Genomic DNA, 15,162 nt, shown 5'->3' with positions numbered 1-15,162 from the left:
TTAGATTTCGGTCCAGTTGAGGACGACTTTGCCGCCGATGCCGGCACGGGCGATTTCAAAGCCTTTTTCCCAGTCGGCGGCCGGGAGGGTGTCGGTAACGACGGCCGATATGCCGGCATGCAATGCAGGGTTTGAGGACAGCATGGCGCTCATGGCGTACCAGGTCTCGAACATCTCACGGCCGTAGATGCCTTTGAGGGTCAGCATATGGGTAACCACCTTGCCCCAATCGATATCAATTGACTGGTTGGGAAGGCCAAGCATGGCGATGCGGCCGCCATGGTTCATGTTGTCTATCATCTCCGGCAGCGCGGTGGGATGGCCGGACATTTCCATGCCGATGTCAAAACCCTCACGCATGCCAAGCGCCTGCTGCGCGTCCTTGATCCTCATCTTGGAGACGTCAATGGCCAGGTCGACGCCCAGTTTGCGGGCCAGTTCCAGCCGTGGAGCCGAGACGTCAGTAATGGCGATGTTCCTGGCTCCCGCATGCCGGGCGACGGCGATGGCCATCAAACCAATGGGACCGGCCCCGGTGATAAGGACATCTTCACCGACGAGCGGGAAGCTGAGGGCGGTGTGGACGGCATTGCCGAAGGGATCGAAGATCGCGCCCAACTCCGGGGTCACCGAGGGATCGTGATGGACCCAGACGTTCGTTTCCGGGATAACCACGTACTCAGCGAAGGCGCCGTCGCGCTGGACACCGACGCTGACGGTATGGATGCACATCTGCTTCCGTCCTGCTCGGCAGTTACGGCAGATCCCGCATACCACGTGGCCCTCGCCGGAAACCCTGTCGCCGACCTTGACGTCCCGGACGCCGTCCCCTGTTTCCACCACTTCGCCGTAGAACTCGTGACCCGGGATGAGCGGGGCCTCAATGATGCTTTGCGCCCAGGCATCCCAGGACTGGATGTGGAGGTCGGTGCCACAGATTCCCGTGGTCATTACCCTGATCTTGACATCGCCGGGGCCGGCTTCGGGCTCTGGCCTGTCTGCCAGTTCAAACCCGGAATGGGCACCGGACTTATACAGAGCCTTCATTGGCTTCCTCCACTCTTGCTGGCCTGCGTCTCCGAGGCTGAACTTCCTTCATTAGAGCCTCAATAACGCATTAGCACAACCGGCAATTCCTCAATCGACGATTTAGATTTTGCTTAGGCATACAATCATGCTTATGGAAATTCACCAGCTGGAGATGCTGCGGGAACTCGGTGCCCTTGGCAGCGTCAAAGCCGTGGCAGAAACGCTCCTGGTAACACCTTCCGCCGTGTCCCAACAATTGGCGGCTTTGCAGAAAAGCCTGGATGTGCCGCTGACACGGAAGGAAGGACGGAACCTTGTCCTCACCGACGCCGGGCAGGTTCTGGCCGATGCGGGAGCCGCCGTCGTCAGCGCAATGGCCGAAGCCCGGCGGGCGATAGGCGCCTACCACGTATCTCCCGTCTCCCCGGTGACGGTGAGCGGTTTCCACAGTGCCGGCCAGGTGCTGTTCGCCCCGCTTGCCCGGGTCCTGGACGCTCCTGATACTCCGAAGGTGCTACTCTCCGACGAAGACGTGGCCCAGCAGGACTTTCCGGCGCTGACCGCGCGCTATGACCTGGTGCTGGCGCACCGCATGGACCACAGCCCGCCATGGCCTGAGGAGAGGGTGGCCGTGATTCCGCTAGCGCGGGAACCGCTCGACGTCGCCCTGCCAGCCAACCACCCGCTGGCCCAGTTGCGCTCACTCACAACCGCCGATGTCGCTCGCGAACGCTGGGTGACCAGCCGCGCGGGCTACTCCCCGGCGGACGTCCTGACCGCCGTCGCTGCCTCATCAAGCCGGGAACTCAACATCGTGCACCGCATCAACGACTACTCCACCGTCGCAGCCCTCGTGGCCGCAGGCAGTGTCATCGGCCTGCTGCCGCGCTACACAGCCAGGCCGGCACTGAACCCGGGTATCGTGCTGCGCCCGTTGGAGGGCATCAGCACCCGGAGGAGGATCGACATCCTGGCACGCCCCGAAAACCTGAAACGGACGTCGGTCATGATGGTCTGCGAAGCACTCCAGAAGATCATGGACGGACTCATTGACGCGGACGGGTCTCCGGTTTAGGACACGCAAAGGGCATCAGGACGCCGAAACGGTCAGAGGACACCTAAATTTGGGTGTCCTCCGACCGTTTGCGCGTCCCGAGCGGCTCTGGTGGCTCAGGCGTTCCGCCTAGGGTGCCTGATCTTTGCCCAGGGACTTGCCATTGCCTTTGGCGTGATCCTTGCCTGGCCGGTGATCCCTGCCGAAGCCCATACCGTTCCCGCGTCCGTCCGGAGCTACCCCGGCAACAATCTTTTCGGCTGTAACCGAGTCGCCGTCCCTGATCCCCTGGGCGCGGACGGTGTCGCCGGCCTTCAGGTCCGCTGCGCTGACATCGGTGGGCTTGAGCCGCTTCCCCGACTCATCAGTGGGTGCGGAGCCATCCTCTGCCAGTGGCGGAAGCTTGGTGATCCGTGTTTCAGCGTTGATGGCGTAGGTCTGGCTGAACCCGTCCTCGCTCTTGACCGTGACGGAGTTCTCGCTGACTGATTCCACCGTTCCACGCTGGGAGACCTCGGTCTGGAAGGAACCATCGCTGTTCTTGACCACGGTCTCGCTATGCAGGGCCTGACCTCGCTGGGCCTTGTCCGGCCTGTTCTTCTGTCCCTTGTCCTCAGAATGGCCCGGCGGGGTGGCTGACTGGGACTGGCCGTTGTTGGGCGGATCACCGGCCGACCATGCGACAGCTGCTCCCGTTCCGGTCAGCGCGACTGCAATGGTGCCCACGAGGGCAGCTTTACGTATGTTCCTGGGCTCCTGAGTAACCATGGCACTTCCTCCCACCGCGCCGAGTGGACACCGGCGCCCTGTGAGCAGTTTACGACCGGAAGCAGCGGCGAATGCACAAGATTGACACAAGTTCAGATCCGGCAATTCTGCTGCAGACTTCCCCGGTCCCAAACCCGACCGGGTCGCAGTTGTTGCTGTTTTGACTGCTCAAAACAACGTTCACTGCAACCCGGTTGGGAAGGAAAAAACCTCAGGCCTCGACTCAGGCTTCGACGCCAAGCTTTTCCAGGATCAGCTCGCGCACCCGGCCCGCATCGGCTTGTCCGCGCGTTGCCTTCATGACTCCGCCAACAATTGCTCCGATGGCCTGCACCTTGCCGCCGCGGATCTTGTTTGCGACGTCGGGCTGCGCGGCGAGGGCCGCGTCGATGGCTTCCAGGAGCGGGCCGTCGTCGGACACCACGGCGAGGCCGCGCTTCTCCACGATCTCCGCCGGAGTGCCCTCGCCGGCGAGCACGCCGTCGAGTACTTCCGTGGCCATCTTGTTGTTGATCTTGCCGTCTTCAACCAACTTGTTCAGCTCAACGATGGTGGCAGGCGCAACACCCAGCTGGCCGGGATCGACGTCGGCGTTCTTGGCGCGCCCGACGATCTCGCCCATCCACCACTTACGGGCCACCGATGCAGTGGCGCCAGCGGCAATGGTTTCTTCGATCTCGTCCATCACACCGGCGTTGACGACATCGCGGAATTCCAGATCCGAATAGCCCCAGTCGGCCTGCAGCCTCTTGCGCCGCTCGGCCGGGGGCTCGGGCAGAGTCGCCCGCAGTTCCTCGACCCATTCGCGGGAAGCCACGACGGGAACCAGGTCAGGCTCCGGGAAGTAGCGGTAGTCGTCGGCGTCGGACTTGGCCCGCCCGGACGTGGTGGTGCGGGTGTCCTCGTGCCAATGGCGGGTTTCCTGGACCACGGGCTCGCCCGAGTCCAGAACCGCGGCGTGCCGCTGGATCTCGTAGCGGACGGCGTGTTCGACGGCGCGCAAGGAGTTCACGTTCTTGGTCTCGGACCGGATGCCGAAGCGTTCGCGGCCGTGCGGGCGGAGCGAAACGTTGGCGTCACAGCGGACGTTGCCGCGTTCCATCCTGGCATCCGAAACGCCGAGGTTTTTCACGATTTCACGGACCGCGGCCACATAGGCCTTGGCCAGTTCCGGAGCCCGCGAGCCGGCACCCTGGATGGGTTTGGTGACGATCTCGACCAGAGGAACACCGGCGCGGTTGTAGTCCACCAGGGAGTAATCGGCACCTTGGATGCGGCCGGCGGATCCGCCCATGTGGGTCAGCTTGCCGGCGTCCTCCTCCATGTGCGCCCGTTCGATTTCGACGCGGAACACCGTTCCGTCGGAGAGCTCAATGTCCAGGTAGCCGTCATACGCAATGGGTTCGTCGTACTGCGAAGTCTGGAAGTTCTTTGGGGTGTCCGGGTAGAAGTAGTTCTTCCGGGCAAAGCGGCAGTACTCGGCGATCTTGCAGTTGAGTGCGAGGCCGATCTTAATGGATGATTCCACGGCCGTTTTGTTCAGCACGGGCAGGACGCCGGGCATGCCAAGGTCCACCTCGTTGACGTTTGTGTTGGGCTCGTCACCGAACACGTTGGGCGCCGAGGAGAACATCTTGGTCTTGGTGTTGAGCTCCACGTGGACCTCGAACCCCAGGACGGGATCGTACTTCTCCATGGCCTCGTCGAAGGTCAGGATCGGGTCGGACATCAGCGTGAACCTCCGGGTGTGGTGACAAGCTCAGTCAGCGACGGCGCACTGGCCAGGATGGGGCCACCCCACTTCGCCTCGAGCAATGATTCAAGGACTGCACCAACGCGGTACAACCGGGCATCTTCACGGGCCGGAGCAAGGAGCTGGATGCCCACGGGGAGCCCGTCCTCGTCGGCCAGTCCGCCGGGAAGGGACAGGCCTGGTACACCCGCCATATTGGCGGGGATGGTGGCGACGTCGTTGAGGTACATGGCCAGGGGATCGTCCAGCTTCTCACCGAGCTTGAATGCGGTGGTGGGTGCCGTGGGCGAAACCAGGACGTCAGCTTTGGCGAAGGCGGCCTCGAAGTCACGCTGGATCAGGGTGCGGACCTTTTGCGCAGACCCGTAGTAGGCGTCGTAGTAGCCGGCGCTCAGGGCGTAGGTGCCAAGGATGATGCGCCGCTTGACTTCGTCGCCGAAGCCGGCTGCGCGGGTGGCTCCCATCACGCGTTCAATGGTCATCGGCGCGTCTTCGGGGAGGACCCGCAGGCCGTACCGGACGCCGTCGAACTTGGCCAGGTTGGAGGAGGCCTCGGAGGGCATGATCAGGTAATAGGCACCCAGCGCGTACTTGAAGTTGGGGCATGAGACCTCAACGATTTCGGCTCCGGCCTGCTTCAGCAGCTCAAGGGACTCGTTGAAACGGTTCTCGACGCCGGCCTGGTAGCCCTCGCCGTGAAGTTCCTTGACAATGCCGATTTTCATGCCCTCGATGTTGCCGATGCACGCAGCGGCAACAAGGTCAGCGAGGGGATCCGGCAGTGAGGTGGAGTCGAAGGGATCGTGCCCGCCGATTACCTGATGCAGCAAGGCCGAGTCCAGTACCGTGCGTGATACGGGGCCGATCTGATCGAGGGAAGAAGCCATGGCGATGGCGCCGTAGCGGGAAACGCCACCATACGTGGGCTTGACGCCTACGGTTCCGGTCACGGCGCCGGGCTGGCGGATGGAGCCACCGGTGTCCGTGCCGAGGGCCAGGGGTGCTTCGAAGGCCGCGACGGCGGCAGCGGAGCCACCGCCGGAACCACCGGGGATGCGGTCCAGGTCCCACGGGTTGCGGGTGGGTCCGAAGGCGGAGTGCTCCGTGGAGGAACCCATCGCGAACTCGTCAAGGTTGGTTTTGCCCAGGATGGGCATCTTCGCGGCGCGCAGCTTCTTCACGACCGTGGCGTCATACGGGCTGTGCCAGCCTTCGAGGATTTTGGAGCCCGCCGTGGTGGGCTGGCCGACAGTGACGATGAGGTCCTTGACGGCGATGGGCACGCCGGCGAGCGCGTGCAACTCTTCTGCTGCGGCTCCGCCGGCGGCGCGGATGTTGTCCACCTCGGCGGCAACGGCCAGCGCTTCTTCGGTGTTGACGTGCAGGAAGGCGTGGACTCCCCTGTCGCCGCCGTCTACTGCGGCGATGCGGTCCAGGTGCGCCTGGGTGACCTCGACGGCGGAAACCTCGCGGGCCGCAAGCTTCTCAGCCAGCTGCGCGGCGGAGTTGCGGATGAGCTCGGAGGCACTTGTACCGGTGGTGTTGTATTCAGTCATGTCTCAGTCCTCGTCCAGGATTGCCGGAACCTTGAACCGCTTCTCATGGGCATCCGGCGCGCCGGACAATGCCTCTTCTGCGGTGAACGTGTGCCCCACGACGTCCTCACGGAAAATGTTGGTGAGCGGGATGGGATGGGACGTCGCCGGGACGTCATCACCGGCGGCTTCACTCACCGACTTCACGGCGTCAACGATGACGGCGAGTTCGCCTGCCATTCTGTCGAGCTCGTCAGGACTCATCTCGATGTGCGCCAGCCGCGCAAGATGCGCGACGTCGTCACGGTTGATCGCAGCCATGGATCTCCCCTGCAAGGTAGTTGGTTTCCCCCATAGTCTACGTGGCAACAGTGTGCCCGCCTGACGACCCCCAGCGGGCGTGAGACGGGCACAACCGGCCAGACGGCAAGCCGCCGGCAATTTCAGGTTAGCCGATTCCTATCGCTCCTGTAAGGACTCCCACCCCGAGCATCACGAGGGAAATAACGGCCGTGCGCCACAGCACCTTTTTGTGGTGGTCGCCGAGGTCAACCTTTGCGAGGGAGACGAGCAGCAGGATAGCGGGAACCAACGGGCTCTGCAGGTGGAACGGCTGGCCGGTGATGGAGGCGCGCGCCATGTCCGCGGCGCTGATGCCGTAGTGGCCGGCCGTCTCGGCCAGAACGGGCAGCACGCCGAAGTAGAACGCGTCGTTGCTCATGAAGAACGTCATCGGGATGCTCAGGACCCCGGTGATCACGGCCATGAAGGGACCCATCTGGGACGGGATGATATTCACCAGCCAGGCAGACATGGCCTCGACCATGCCGGTGCCGGTGAGCACGCCGGTCAGTACAGCGGCGGCCATGACCATGCTGACCACGGCAACAATCGACGGCGCGTGGGCGATGAGCTGGGTGGCCTGGTCCTTGACCCTGGGGAAGTTCACCAGCAGGGCGATGGCCGAGCCCACCATAAAGACGTATGGCAGGGGCACGAGGTCAGCGATGAGCATGCCCATGACGGCAACAGTCAGGCCAAGGTTGAACCACTGGAGCTTAGGGCGCAAGGTCTTGCGGTTGGGGTCCAGTGCGGTGTCTGCCATGGCTGAATCCTTGTCATCAACCAGCAATTCAGGATGGTCCAGGACCGCAACTGCTGAGCCCCCGACGGCGGGGCTTCCGCCGGCAGCTGCGTCACTCCTGCCTCCGCTGCGGCCGCTACCGGATATACCCGTCGCACCCGGACCGCCCAGGGCCGGGGTGCCGCCGTCGAACGCGTCGGACGGATCCGAAAGATCGCCCCAGACCTCGGGAGCCGTTGCCCGAAGCCGGTTGCGCTCCTGAAGGCCCAGCAGCCAGGCGAACACGAAGACTACAACCAGGCCTGCGATCAGGGACGGGATCATCGGAACGAAGACGTCGTTGACGTCGATCTTCAGCGCGGAGGCGGCGCGTGCCGTGGGCCCTCCCCATGGAAGGATGTTCATGGTGCCGTTGGCCAGGCCGGCAACGCAGGTCAGGACCACGGGGCTCATCTTCAGCCGGAGGTAGATCGGCAACATGGCAGCCGTGGTGAGGATGAATGTGGTGGAACCGTCGCCGTCCAGGGATACTGCTGCCGCCAGGATCGCCGTGCCCAGTACGACCTTTGCGGGGTCGTTGCCGAGCTTGCGCAGGATGAACCGGACCAACGGATCGAACAGCCCGACGTCAATCATCAGGCCGAAGTAGATGATGGCGAACATCAGCAGCGCAGCGGTGGAGGTCATGGACTTCATTGAGTCCATGACCATGTCGCCGATGCCCAGGCCAGCGCCTGCAAACAATCCGAATACGGTGGGAACAATGATCAGCGCCAGGACCGGCGTCAACTTCTTCGTCATGATCAGCACCATGAATACTGCGATCATGGCGAATCCAAGTAATACCAGCACGGCCGGCTCCTTTTCCTGTGAACAGCACCACAACGGTGTGATGCGCGATACAGACGTTATAGTGGCCTCGATCACGGCTGTGCCTTTGGCTCAATTGATTGGCATACTGCTTATTGGGAGCATTTTGCTCATTTAGCTCACAGCCATGTGGCAGATGCATTCAACGCCCGCTCAGCAAGGGTCAGTTAGATTGAGGGGATCGGCAGGAGGATCATGAAGCGCTCCACAACCCGTCTTCCCCTGCGGTTTTCGACACAGACCCTCTTCCTGCAGCTTGGCGTCGTATTGCTCGTAGTCCTGCTCAGCGGGGCAATGCACGCGTGGCTCACCTATGACCGTTTAGGCCGCGAGGCGGAAAACCAGGCGCTCACGCTGGCCCGAACCGTAGCTTCGGATCCTTCTGTCCGTGCCGAGGTGCAGTCCATCAGCCAGAAGGAGGGCACTCCCCCGGCATCAGTGCTGATAAAGGGCCCCCTCATGGCTGCGGCGGAAGGTGCCCGCAACCGCACCGGGGCACTCTTTGTGGTCATCACCGACGAGACTGGACTCCGACTGGCCCACCCTGACGCCGACCGTCTGGGGGAAAAGGTAAGCACAGATCCTTCCGATGCGCTCGCGGGCAAGGAAGTGACCACCCGGAACACAGGCACGCTGGGTCCTTCCGCCGGGGCAAAGGTGCCCGTTTTTGCCCCTGACTCTCCGGCCATCGTCGGCGAGGTAAGCGTGGGATATTCCACGGAGAGCATCTCCCGGAGCCTTGCCCGGGATATTGTCCCCATTGCAGTGACGGCGGCCGGAGCCCTCCTCGCCGGCGTGTTCGCATCGTTCCTTTTGCGACGCCACCTGCAGCGGCTCACGCTGGGACTGGAACCGGAGGAAATCAGCACCCTTGTCCACGACCAGGTTGCTGTCCTTCAGGGTGTGGACGAGGGCGTTATCGGCATCTCCGGCGACGGCAGGATCAGTGTCTTCAACACAGCAGCCCAGAGGCTTCTCGACTGCGACGATCTGACAGGGACTCCCTGGACCCGGGCCCCGCTTCCCGCCCAGCTGAAAGCACTGACGGAACCCGACGGCCAGGAGAGGGATGCAATCGAACTTGTTGTCGGTGCCCGGGTGGTCGTCGCAAGCGCACGGAAAGCCCTGCACCGGAAAGAGGACCTCGGCTGGGTCATCATGCTGCGGGACCGCACCGAGTTGCAGCATCTGACGCGCCAACTCGACGCTGTTGGGACCATGTCCACGGCGTTGAGGGCCCAGCGTCACGAATTCGCGAATCAGATGCACACCCTTGCGGGATTCATGAGCATCGGACAGTTCCGGCAGGCGCAGGACTATCTGAAGCAGCTGGTGGCGACGGGCCCTTTGAAATTTCCGGTGGACCAGGCTGAATTGCTGCAGGATCCATATCTTCAGGCTTTTGTCGGAGCCAAAGGTGTGGAAGCCCATGAGCGGGGCGTTGCGTTGCGCATCGGCCCGGAAACACTGGTGCGCGGACATGTCACAGATCCCCAGGATGTCACTACTGTGCTTGGCAACCTCATCGACAATGCCGTCAATGCCGCCGTCGCGGGTGCGGCTGCCGATCGCTGGGTTGAAGTGGAGGCTCTGGATGCCCCGGGCGAGGACGGGGGAACCCTGCACATTGTGGTGGCCGATTCCGGGGACGGACTGGACCCTGGCCACGTTGACGATGTGTTTTCGGAGGGGTTCACCACTGCAGGGAGTTCGACGACGCCGGCTCGCTCCTCCGGGGGCCAGGGACTGGGCCTCGCCCTCGCCCGCCAGCTGGCCCGGCGGCGGGGCGGGGACGTCACTGTCCTTGAGAAGGGTACCGCCGGAGGACCGGGAGCGGTGTTCATGGCTACCTTGCCGGGCACCACGGACACCGGCATAACGGTTTCATCAGGAAGGGACAACGATGTCTGAGGATTTCAGGGTGCTGATTGTGGATGACGATTTCCACGTTGCCAAACTCCATGCTGCCTACGTGGATTCGGTGCCGGGATTCCTTGCGTTGGCTCCCGTAGGTTCTGCCTCCCAGGCCCTCAAGGCCATCCACAGCCTGCGCCCGGATCTGGTGCTGCTGGACGTGTACCTTCCCGACGCGTCGGGCCTGGACCTGCTCCGGCAGCTCGACGTCGACACCATGATGTTGAGCGCGGCCTCGGACACCGGATCGTTGCGGCTTGCCTTCCGCCGCGGTGCCCTGGCGTATCTGCTCAAGCCTTTCACTTCGGAGTCCTTGTCCCAGCAGCTGCGCTCCTATGCCCGCTACCGCCGTATCCTCGCCCAGCCGGGAAACGTCGATCAAGAGACTGTCGAGCGGGCCAAACGCGCGCTGGTTCCCGGTGAGGTCAGCCCCTCGGCGCGGCCCCGGTCGGCAACGGAAGCAGCTGTCCTGGAGTCCTTGGTCCGGGGGGAACAGTATTCGGCCGCGGAGGTTGCCGCGAGGGTGGGCGTCTCGCGCGCCACTGCGCAACGGTACCTGTCCTCCCTGGCGGATGACGGCTCGGTCGATATCCAGCTTCGCTACGGCACCACCGGCCGGCCCGAGCACCGCTACGGACTTCCGCCTGCGTCCTCCGGGGCGGCACGAACAGACAACTAGGCCCCGGCTTCCCGGAGCCGGCCCGGCTTCCCGGAGCCCGAACTGGCAGGCGTGCCCTCAGCACACGGTGTTGCGGTCATTTCCTGCCAGTTCGCGCGGGATGGGTGCGAAGCTAGCTGGCGCTCTTCTGGGCTACGAGTTCGATTTCCACCAGCATTTTGGGGTCAAGGAACGGCAGCACGTGAACCAGTGACAGGGTGGGGCGGATTTCCCCGAAAACCTCGCCGTGGGCGCGGCCCGCCTCTTCCCATTGGCTGATGTCCGTCAGATAGAGCTTGGACTGGACCACATCAGAGAACTCAAACCCGGCATCGGCGAGTACCCTGCCCAGCTTCCCGAGGATGAATTTGGTCTGCGTGTAGAAGTCCTCGCCCACAATCCCGTCCTCGCCGCTGGCAGCGGTAGCGGAAATGTAGAGCGTGTTGTCCACCTGCACGGCACGTGAATAACCAAGGATCTTTTCCCAGGCGGAGCCGGAGCCAAACGTCTTGCGCATCGTGTGCCTTTCGCAGTGCAGCATCCTGGCGGACGGCTCTTTGCCGTCACCGAATGCAGCAGGGTCATGGAGTCGGCACTACTTTAGGTCGCCGGGAGGTCCCGCCGGTAAACGAGCAGCTTTATGTCGGTGCCCGGGACGAGCCAGTCACGGTCAGGCACCCTCTGGAACCCGGTCTTCTTATAGAGCCCGTGGGCGCTTTCCCAGGTCATGCCGGTGGTCAGTGAGACTCCTCGGATCCCGTCCAGGGAGCCGGCGTAGTCAAGAATGGCTTCCACCATGGCTTTGCCTGCCCCGCTTCGCTGGACCGCCGGATCCACCACCAGCATGCGGAACTCCAGTTCATCCTCCAGGGCAATGTCCGCGAAGGGTTCGCCAGCCACGGCCAACGTCACCGAGCCAATCACTTTCCCCGCACGCTCAGCCACCCATACCGTAGCTTTCGCGGCCCGGGCATCCACTTGTTGAATCTGCCGCATGTAGGGGTGCTCGGCGGTTTCGAAGTAGCCGGCAGCCAGGTAGGAGTCCCGTGTAATGCGCGCTACGGAATCGTAGTCTGCGGGGACAGCGGGGCGTATGAGAATCTGCGAAGGCACGTGGCCATGCTAATAGGGGCTTCCGGGATATCACCGCGAAAGCATCGTTTCCGTGATTGAACTATCACTCCCGACGCCCACTCCCGGCGCGGCACAAGACTCCGGGCCCCGCCGCCAGCACCAGGCTCAAAGCTCAGAGCGGGAACTTGCCTGACATGTCCAGCGTGCCCGCACATGTCCACGCGGACAAGCGCTCCTCAAGGGAGGGACCGCCATCGAGCGGGCTGGTAAGACGGGGACGGCGCACCCAGCAGCCGGCCTCCTCGGCGATCAGCGCCCCAGCCGCGAAATCATGCTCGTTGAGCCCCCGTTCGCCGTAGGCGTCATGGGTACCGTCAGCCACAAGGCAAAGATCCAAGGCAGCGGAGCCGAGCCTCCTCAGGTCCGCGAAGCCCTCCATAAAGCCGGCCAGGGCGTTTGCCTGCTCGGCCCGAACCTCGGGGTCATAGCTGAATCCTGATGCCAGGATCTGCCCGGGACGACCGGGCTCGGGGCCGTTCAGACGGGTGACGTGGCCACCCTCCTCCAGCCAGGCGCCCTGACCTCTGGAGGCGTAAAACAACTTGCCCAGGGCAGGGGCGTTGACCACCCCGGCCAGCCAGACGCCGTCGGGATCCGCGACCGCCACAGATGTTCCGTAGTAAACGATGTTGCGGATGAAGTTGGTGGTTCCATCCAAGGGATCGATGGACCAGCGGTAACCGCTGGGCGACGCCGGCACGTGCGTACCGTATTCCTCTCCGGTGATGGCGTCCTCAGGCCTGGCCCGGACGAGGACATCACGGACTGCGTTTTCAGCAGCGACGTCGAAAGCCGTCACCCAGTCGCCGGCAGCGCCTTTGTTGCTCGCCTTCAGCTCGGCGGCGTTCCGGCTGGCCAGGACAGCCGCACCGGCGGCAGCGGCTTCCTTGGCCAGTTCCAGCAGTTGGGTATGGTCCTGACTCATTGAGCGCCTCCCGCATTGTGGAGTTGCACGTCGTCGTTGTCCTCTGCGGGCTCCGTGTCCCCGCCGGGGCTGCCGGCAGGGGCTGCATTGGCGTCGTCTGCGGCGGATTCAGGTTCCCCGCCCGTCGCTTTTGCCGGTCCGTTCGCCAGCAACTCCCGGAAGCCTTCCTCGTCCAACACGGGAACACCCAGTTGCTCCGCTTTGTCCAGCTTGGTTCCGGCGCTTTCACCGGCCACCAGATAGCTCGTGTTCCTCGAGACCGAACCTGACGCTTTCCCGCCACGGATCAGGATGGCTTCTTTTGCTTCATCCCGGCTGAAATGCTCAAGACTTCCGGTGACAACAATGGTGAGGCCCTCCAGGGTCCGAGGCGTTGATTCGTCCCGTTCGTCTTCCATCCGCACTCCGGCCGCAGCCCAGGCATCGACGATTTCCCGGTGCCAGTCTTCAGCAAACCATTCCGTCACGGCCGCGGCGATGGTCGGTCCGACTCCGTCGACATGGGCAAGCTGGTCCTCGGAAGCCCGGCGGATGGCGTCCATGCTGCCGAATTCAGTGGCCAACGCACGCGAAGCACGGGGGCCAACATGGCGGATGGACAGCGCCACGAGAATCCGCCACAGCGGTTGGGACTTGGCTTTCTCGAGTTCCTTGAAGAGCTTCTCTGTATTGGCCGTGGGTTTCGAGGGTGACTTGGCCGTGGGCTTCGAAAAGAAATACGGCACGAGTTCATATTCTCCGGTGCCCACACCCTTGGAGCGCTTCTCACGACGGATCCGCACATTCGCCAGGTCCTCGGGCTTGAGGTCGAAAAGCGAGGCTTCCGTGGTGAGGGGAGGGGTCTCCGGCTCGGCAGGTTGGGTAAGGGCGATCGCCGCCTCCCAACCAAGTGCCTCGATGTCAAAGGCGCCGCGTCCGGCCAGGTGGAAAACCCGCTCGCGAAGCTGGGCCGGGCACGAACGCGCATTTGGACAACGAATGTCCACATCGCCCTCTTTGGCCGGCGCCAGCGAAGTTCCGCAGGACGGGCATTCGGTGGGCATGACGAAGTCCCGGACCGGAGGGTCCTGCAGATCGCGCAAGGCCAGGACCGGCCCTACAATTTCCGGGATGACGTCGCCAGCCTTCCGGAGGACCACAATGTCACCTATTTTCACGCCCTTGGCCCTGACAACATCCTGATTGTGAAGCGTCGCCATTTCCACGGTTGATCCGGCGACCTTGACGGGCTCCATCACGCCGAACGGAGTAACCCGGCCTGTCCTGCCGACGTTGACAGCGATGTCCAGCAGCTTCGTGTGGACTTCCTCCGGCGGATACTTGTACGCAACCGCCCAGCGTGGCACGCGCGTGGTGTAGCCGAGGGCGCGCTGCGTGCCGAAGTGATCGACTTTGACCACGATGCCGTCGATTTCATGCATCAGCTTGTGGCGCTTTTCGCCGTAACGGGCAATGAAGTCAAGAATGCCCTCAAGACCATCGAGCACCTCGAAATAAGGGCTCACCGGCAGCCCCCAGCTCTCGAGCTGGCGGTATGTTTCTGACTGGCTCCCGGTGTCCAGGCCTTCGCGGGCGCCGATTCCGTGAACGAACATCCGGAGCGGGCGTTTAGCGGTTTCGGCGGGGTCCTTTTGCCGCAGGGAGCCGGCGGCCGCGTTTCGCGGATTGGCAAGCGGGGCCTTTCCAGCCTCGATCAGGGCTGCATTGAACTCCGCGAAGGCTTCGGAAGGAATGAAGACTTCTCCCCGCACTTCCATTTCTGCCGGAAAGCCGCTGCCCTTGAGCTCCTGGGGGATCTCCTTGATGGTCAGGACATTGTGGGTGATGTCCTCACCCGTGGTGCCGTCTCCACGTGTGGCGGCCCGCACGAGCTTCCCGTCCCTGTAGAGAAGGTTGACGGCGAGGCCGTCGATTTTGAGCTCTGTCAGCCATTTGGGGCGCCCGTTATTGTTCCCACCCAGCTTTGCCACGGAGGCCTCTGCCTTGGTGATCCATGCCTTCAGCTCTTCGAGGGAAAAGACGTCCTCCAGGCTGTACATCCGCTGCAGATGCTCGACGGCGGCAAACGCCGCGGAAACTTCTCCGCCGACTTCCTGGGTGGGGGAATCGTTGGACACGAGTTCCGGATGCAGGGCCTCCAGTGCTTCCAGCCGACGGTAAAGCTCGTCGAACCCGGCATCCGAAATAAGCGGTGCGTCCTGCTGGTAGTAGGCGAAGCGGTGTTTGCGGACCTGATCGGCCAGGGCCTCATACTCTTCCCGCAGGTCTTCGGGTGGTACCGCGCCGGAGGAAGTTTGGACCGGTGCTGCCTTTTCTGCCGGTGCTGCGTCGTCTGCCAGTGCTTCATTTCCCGGTGCTGTGCTCACAGACCTATCTTGCCTTAAGGGGGCGACAATGTCCGGCCGCCAGAAGGCAGTAATCAGAAGCAGTAAACAGGA

General features: G+C 63.2%; 13 protein-coding genes. 3 read left to right on the top strand and 10 right to left on the bottom strand.

The window, feature by feature from the left end; genetic code table 11:
• Positions 1-1,047 (bottom strand): L-threonine 3-dehydrogenase, encoded by a 1,047-nt coding sequence (gene tdh / locus RIN13_RS08870; RefSeq protein ID WP_309106972.1) that lies wholly within the window; start codon positions 1,045-1,047, stop codon positions 1-3.
• 133 nt (positions 1,048-1,180) lie between these two features.
• Here tdh and RIN13_RS08865 point away from each other — a divergent pair, with 133 nt between their 5' ends.
• Positions 1,181-2,104 carry a LysR family transcriptional regulator gene (locus RIN13_RS08865; protein WP_309106971.1) on the top strand — a complete coding sequence of 308 codons (924 nt, stop codon included), beginning with the start codon at positions 1,181-1,183 and terminating at the stop codon, positions 2,102-2,104.
• A 108-nt stretch (positions 2,105-2,212) separates the two neighbouring features.
• Here RIN13_RS08865 and RIN13_RS08860 read toward each other — a convergent pair whose 3' ends face one another.
• The 5 genes from RIN13_RS08860 to RIN13_RS08840 form a co-directional block, all read right to left on the bottom strand.
• A complete protein-coding gene (locus RIN13_RS08860) occupies positions 2,213-2,851 on the bottom strand; it encodes a DUF5666 domain-containing protein (RefSeq protein ID WP_309106970.1) in 639 nt (212 codons plus the stop codon).
• A gap of 223 nt (positions 2,852-3,074) precedes the next feature.
• Positions 3,075-4,580 carry an Asp-tRNA(Asn)/Glu-tRNA(Gln) amidotransferase subunit GatB gene (gene gatB / locus RIN13_RS08855; protein WP_309106969.1) on the bottom strand — a complete coding sequence of 502 codons (1,506 nt, stop codon included), beginning with the start codon at positions 4,578-4,580 and terminating at the stop codon, positions 3,075-3,077.
• Complete coding sequence (gatA, locus tag RIN13_RS08850) at positions 4,580-6,160, bottom strand: Asp-tRNA(Asn)/Glu-tRNA(Gln) amidotransferase subunit GatA (protein ID WP_309106968.1); 1,581 nt, start codon at positions 6,158-6,160, stop codon at positions 4,580-4,582. Before gatA ends, gatB begins: the two co-directional genes overlap by 1 nt.
• Positions 6,161-6,163: 3 nt before the next feature.
• A complete protein-coding gene (gene gatC / locus RIN13_RS08845) occupies positions 6,164-6,460 on the bottom strand; it encodes an Asp-tRNA(Asn)/Glu-tRNA(Gln) amidotransferase subunit GatC (RefSeq protein WP_309106967.1) in 297 nt (98 codons plus the stop codon).
• Positions 6,461-6,587: 127 nt separating this feature from the next.
• Positions 6,588-8,075: a CitMHS family transporter gene (locus RIN13_RS08840; RefSeq protein WP_309106966.1), complete on the bottom strand. Its 1,488-nt coding sequence runs from the start codon at positions 8,073-8,075 to the stop codon at positions 6,588-6,590.
• 213 nt (positions 8,076-8,288) lie between these two features.
• On the opposite strand from RIN13_RS08840, the gene RIN13_RS08835 reads away from it, so the two are divergent.
• Complete coding sequence (locus RIN13_RS08835) at positions 8,289-10,004, top strand: sensor histidine kinase (RefSeq protein ID WP_309106965.1); 1,716 nt, start codon at positions 8,289-8,291, stop codon at positions 10,002-10,004.
• Positions 9,997-10,686, top strand: coding sequence for a response regulator (locus RIN13_RS08830; RefSeq protein WP_309106964.1), 690 nt, complete (start codon positions 9,997-9,999; stop codon positions 10,684-10,686). The genes RIN13_RS08835 and RIN13_RS08830 overlap by 8 nt, the downstream gene beginning before the upstream one ends.
• A 112-nt stretch (positions 10,687-10,798) precedes the next feature.
• Here the strand turns inward: RIN13_RS08830 and RIN13_RS08825 are convergent, their stop codons facing one another.
• The 4 genes from RIN13_RS08825 to ligA all read right to left on the bottom strand — a co-directional run bounded on the left by RIN13_RS08825 (position 10,799) and on the right by ligA (position 15,063).
• Entirely contained in the window at positions 10,799-11,182 is a 384-nt protein-coding gene (locus tag RIN13_RS08825; RefSeq protein ID WP_309106963.1) for a RidA family protein, read from the bottom strand.
• Positions 11,183-11,265: 83 nt separating this feature from the next.
• Entirely contained in the window at positions 11,266-11,778 is a 513-nt protein-coding gene (locus RIN13_RS08820; protein WP_309106962.1) for a GNAT family N-acetyltransferase, read from the bottom strand.
• Between the two features lie 133 nt (positions 11,779-11,911).
• A complete protein-coding gene (locus RIN13_RS08815) occupies positions 11,912-12,724 on the bottom strand; it encodes an inositol monophosphatase family protein (protein WP_309106961.1) in 813 nt (270 codons plus the stop codon).
• Positions 12,721-15,063 carry an NAD-dependent DNA ligase LigA gene (gene ligA / locus RIN13_RS08810; RefSeq protein WP_309107016.1) on the bottom strand — a complete coding sequence of 781 codons (2,343 nt, stop codon included), beginning with the start codon at positions 15,061-15,063 and terminating at the stop codon, positions 12,721-12,723. Before ligA ends, RIN13_RS08815 begins: the two co-directional genes overlap by 4 nt.
• Between the last annotated feature and the right edge of the window lie 99 nt (positions 15,064-15,162).

Source organism: Arthrobacter sp., from assembly GCF_031179985.1.
Taxonomy (GTDB): domain Bacteria; phylum Actinomycetota; class Actinomycetes; order Actinomycetales; family Micrococcaceae; genus Arthrobacter.
This window is presented reverse-complemented; position numbering and strand designations above follow the sequence as displayed.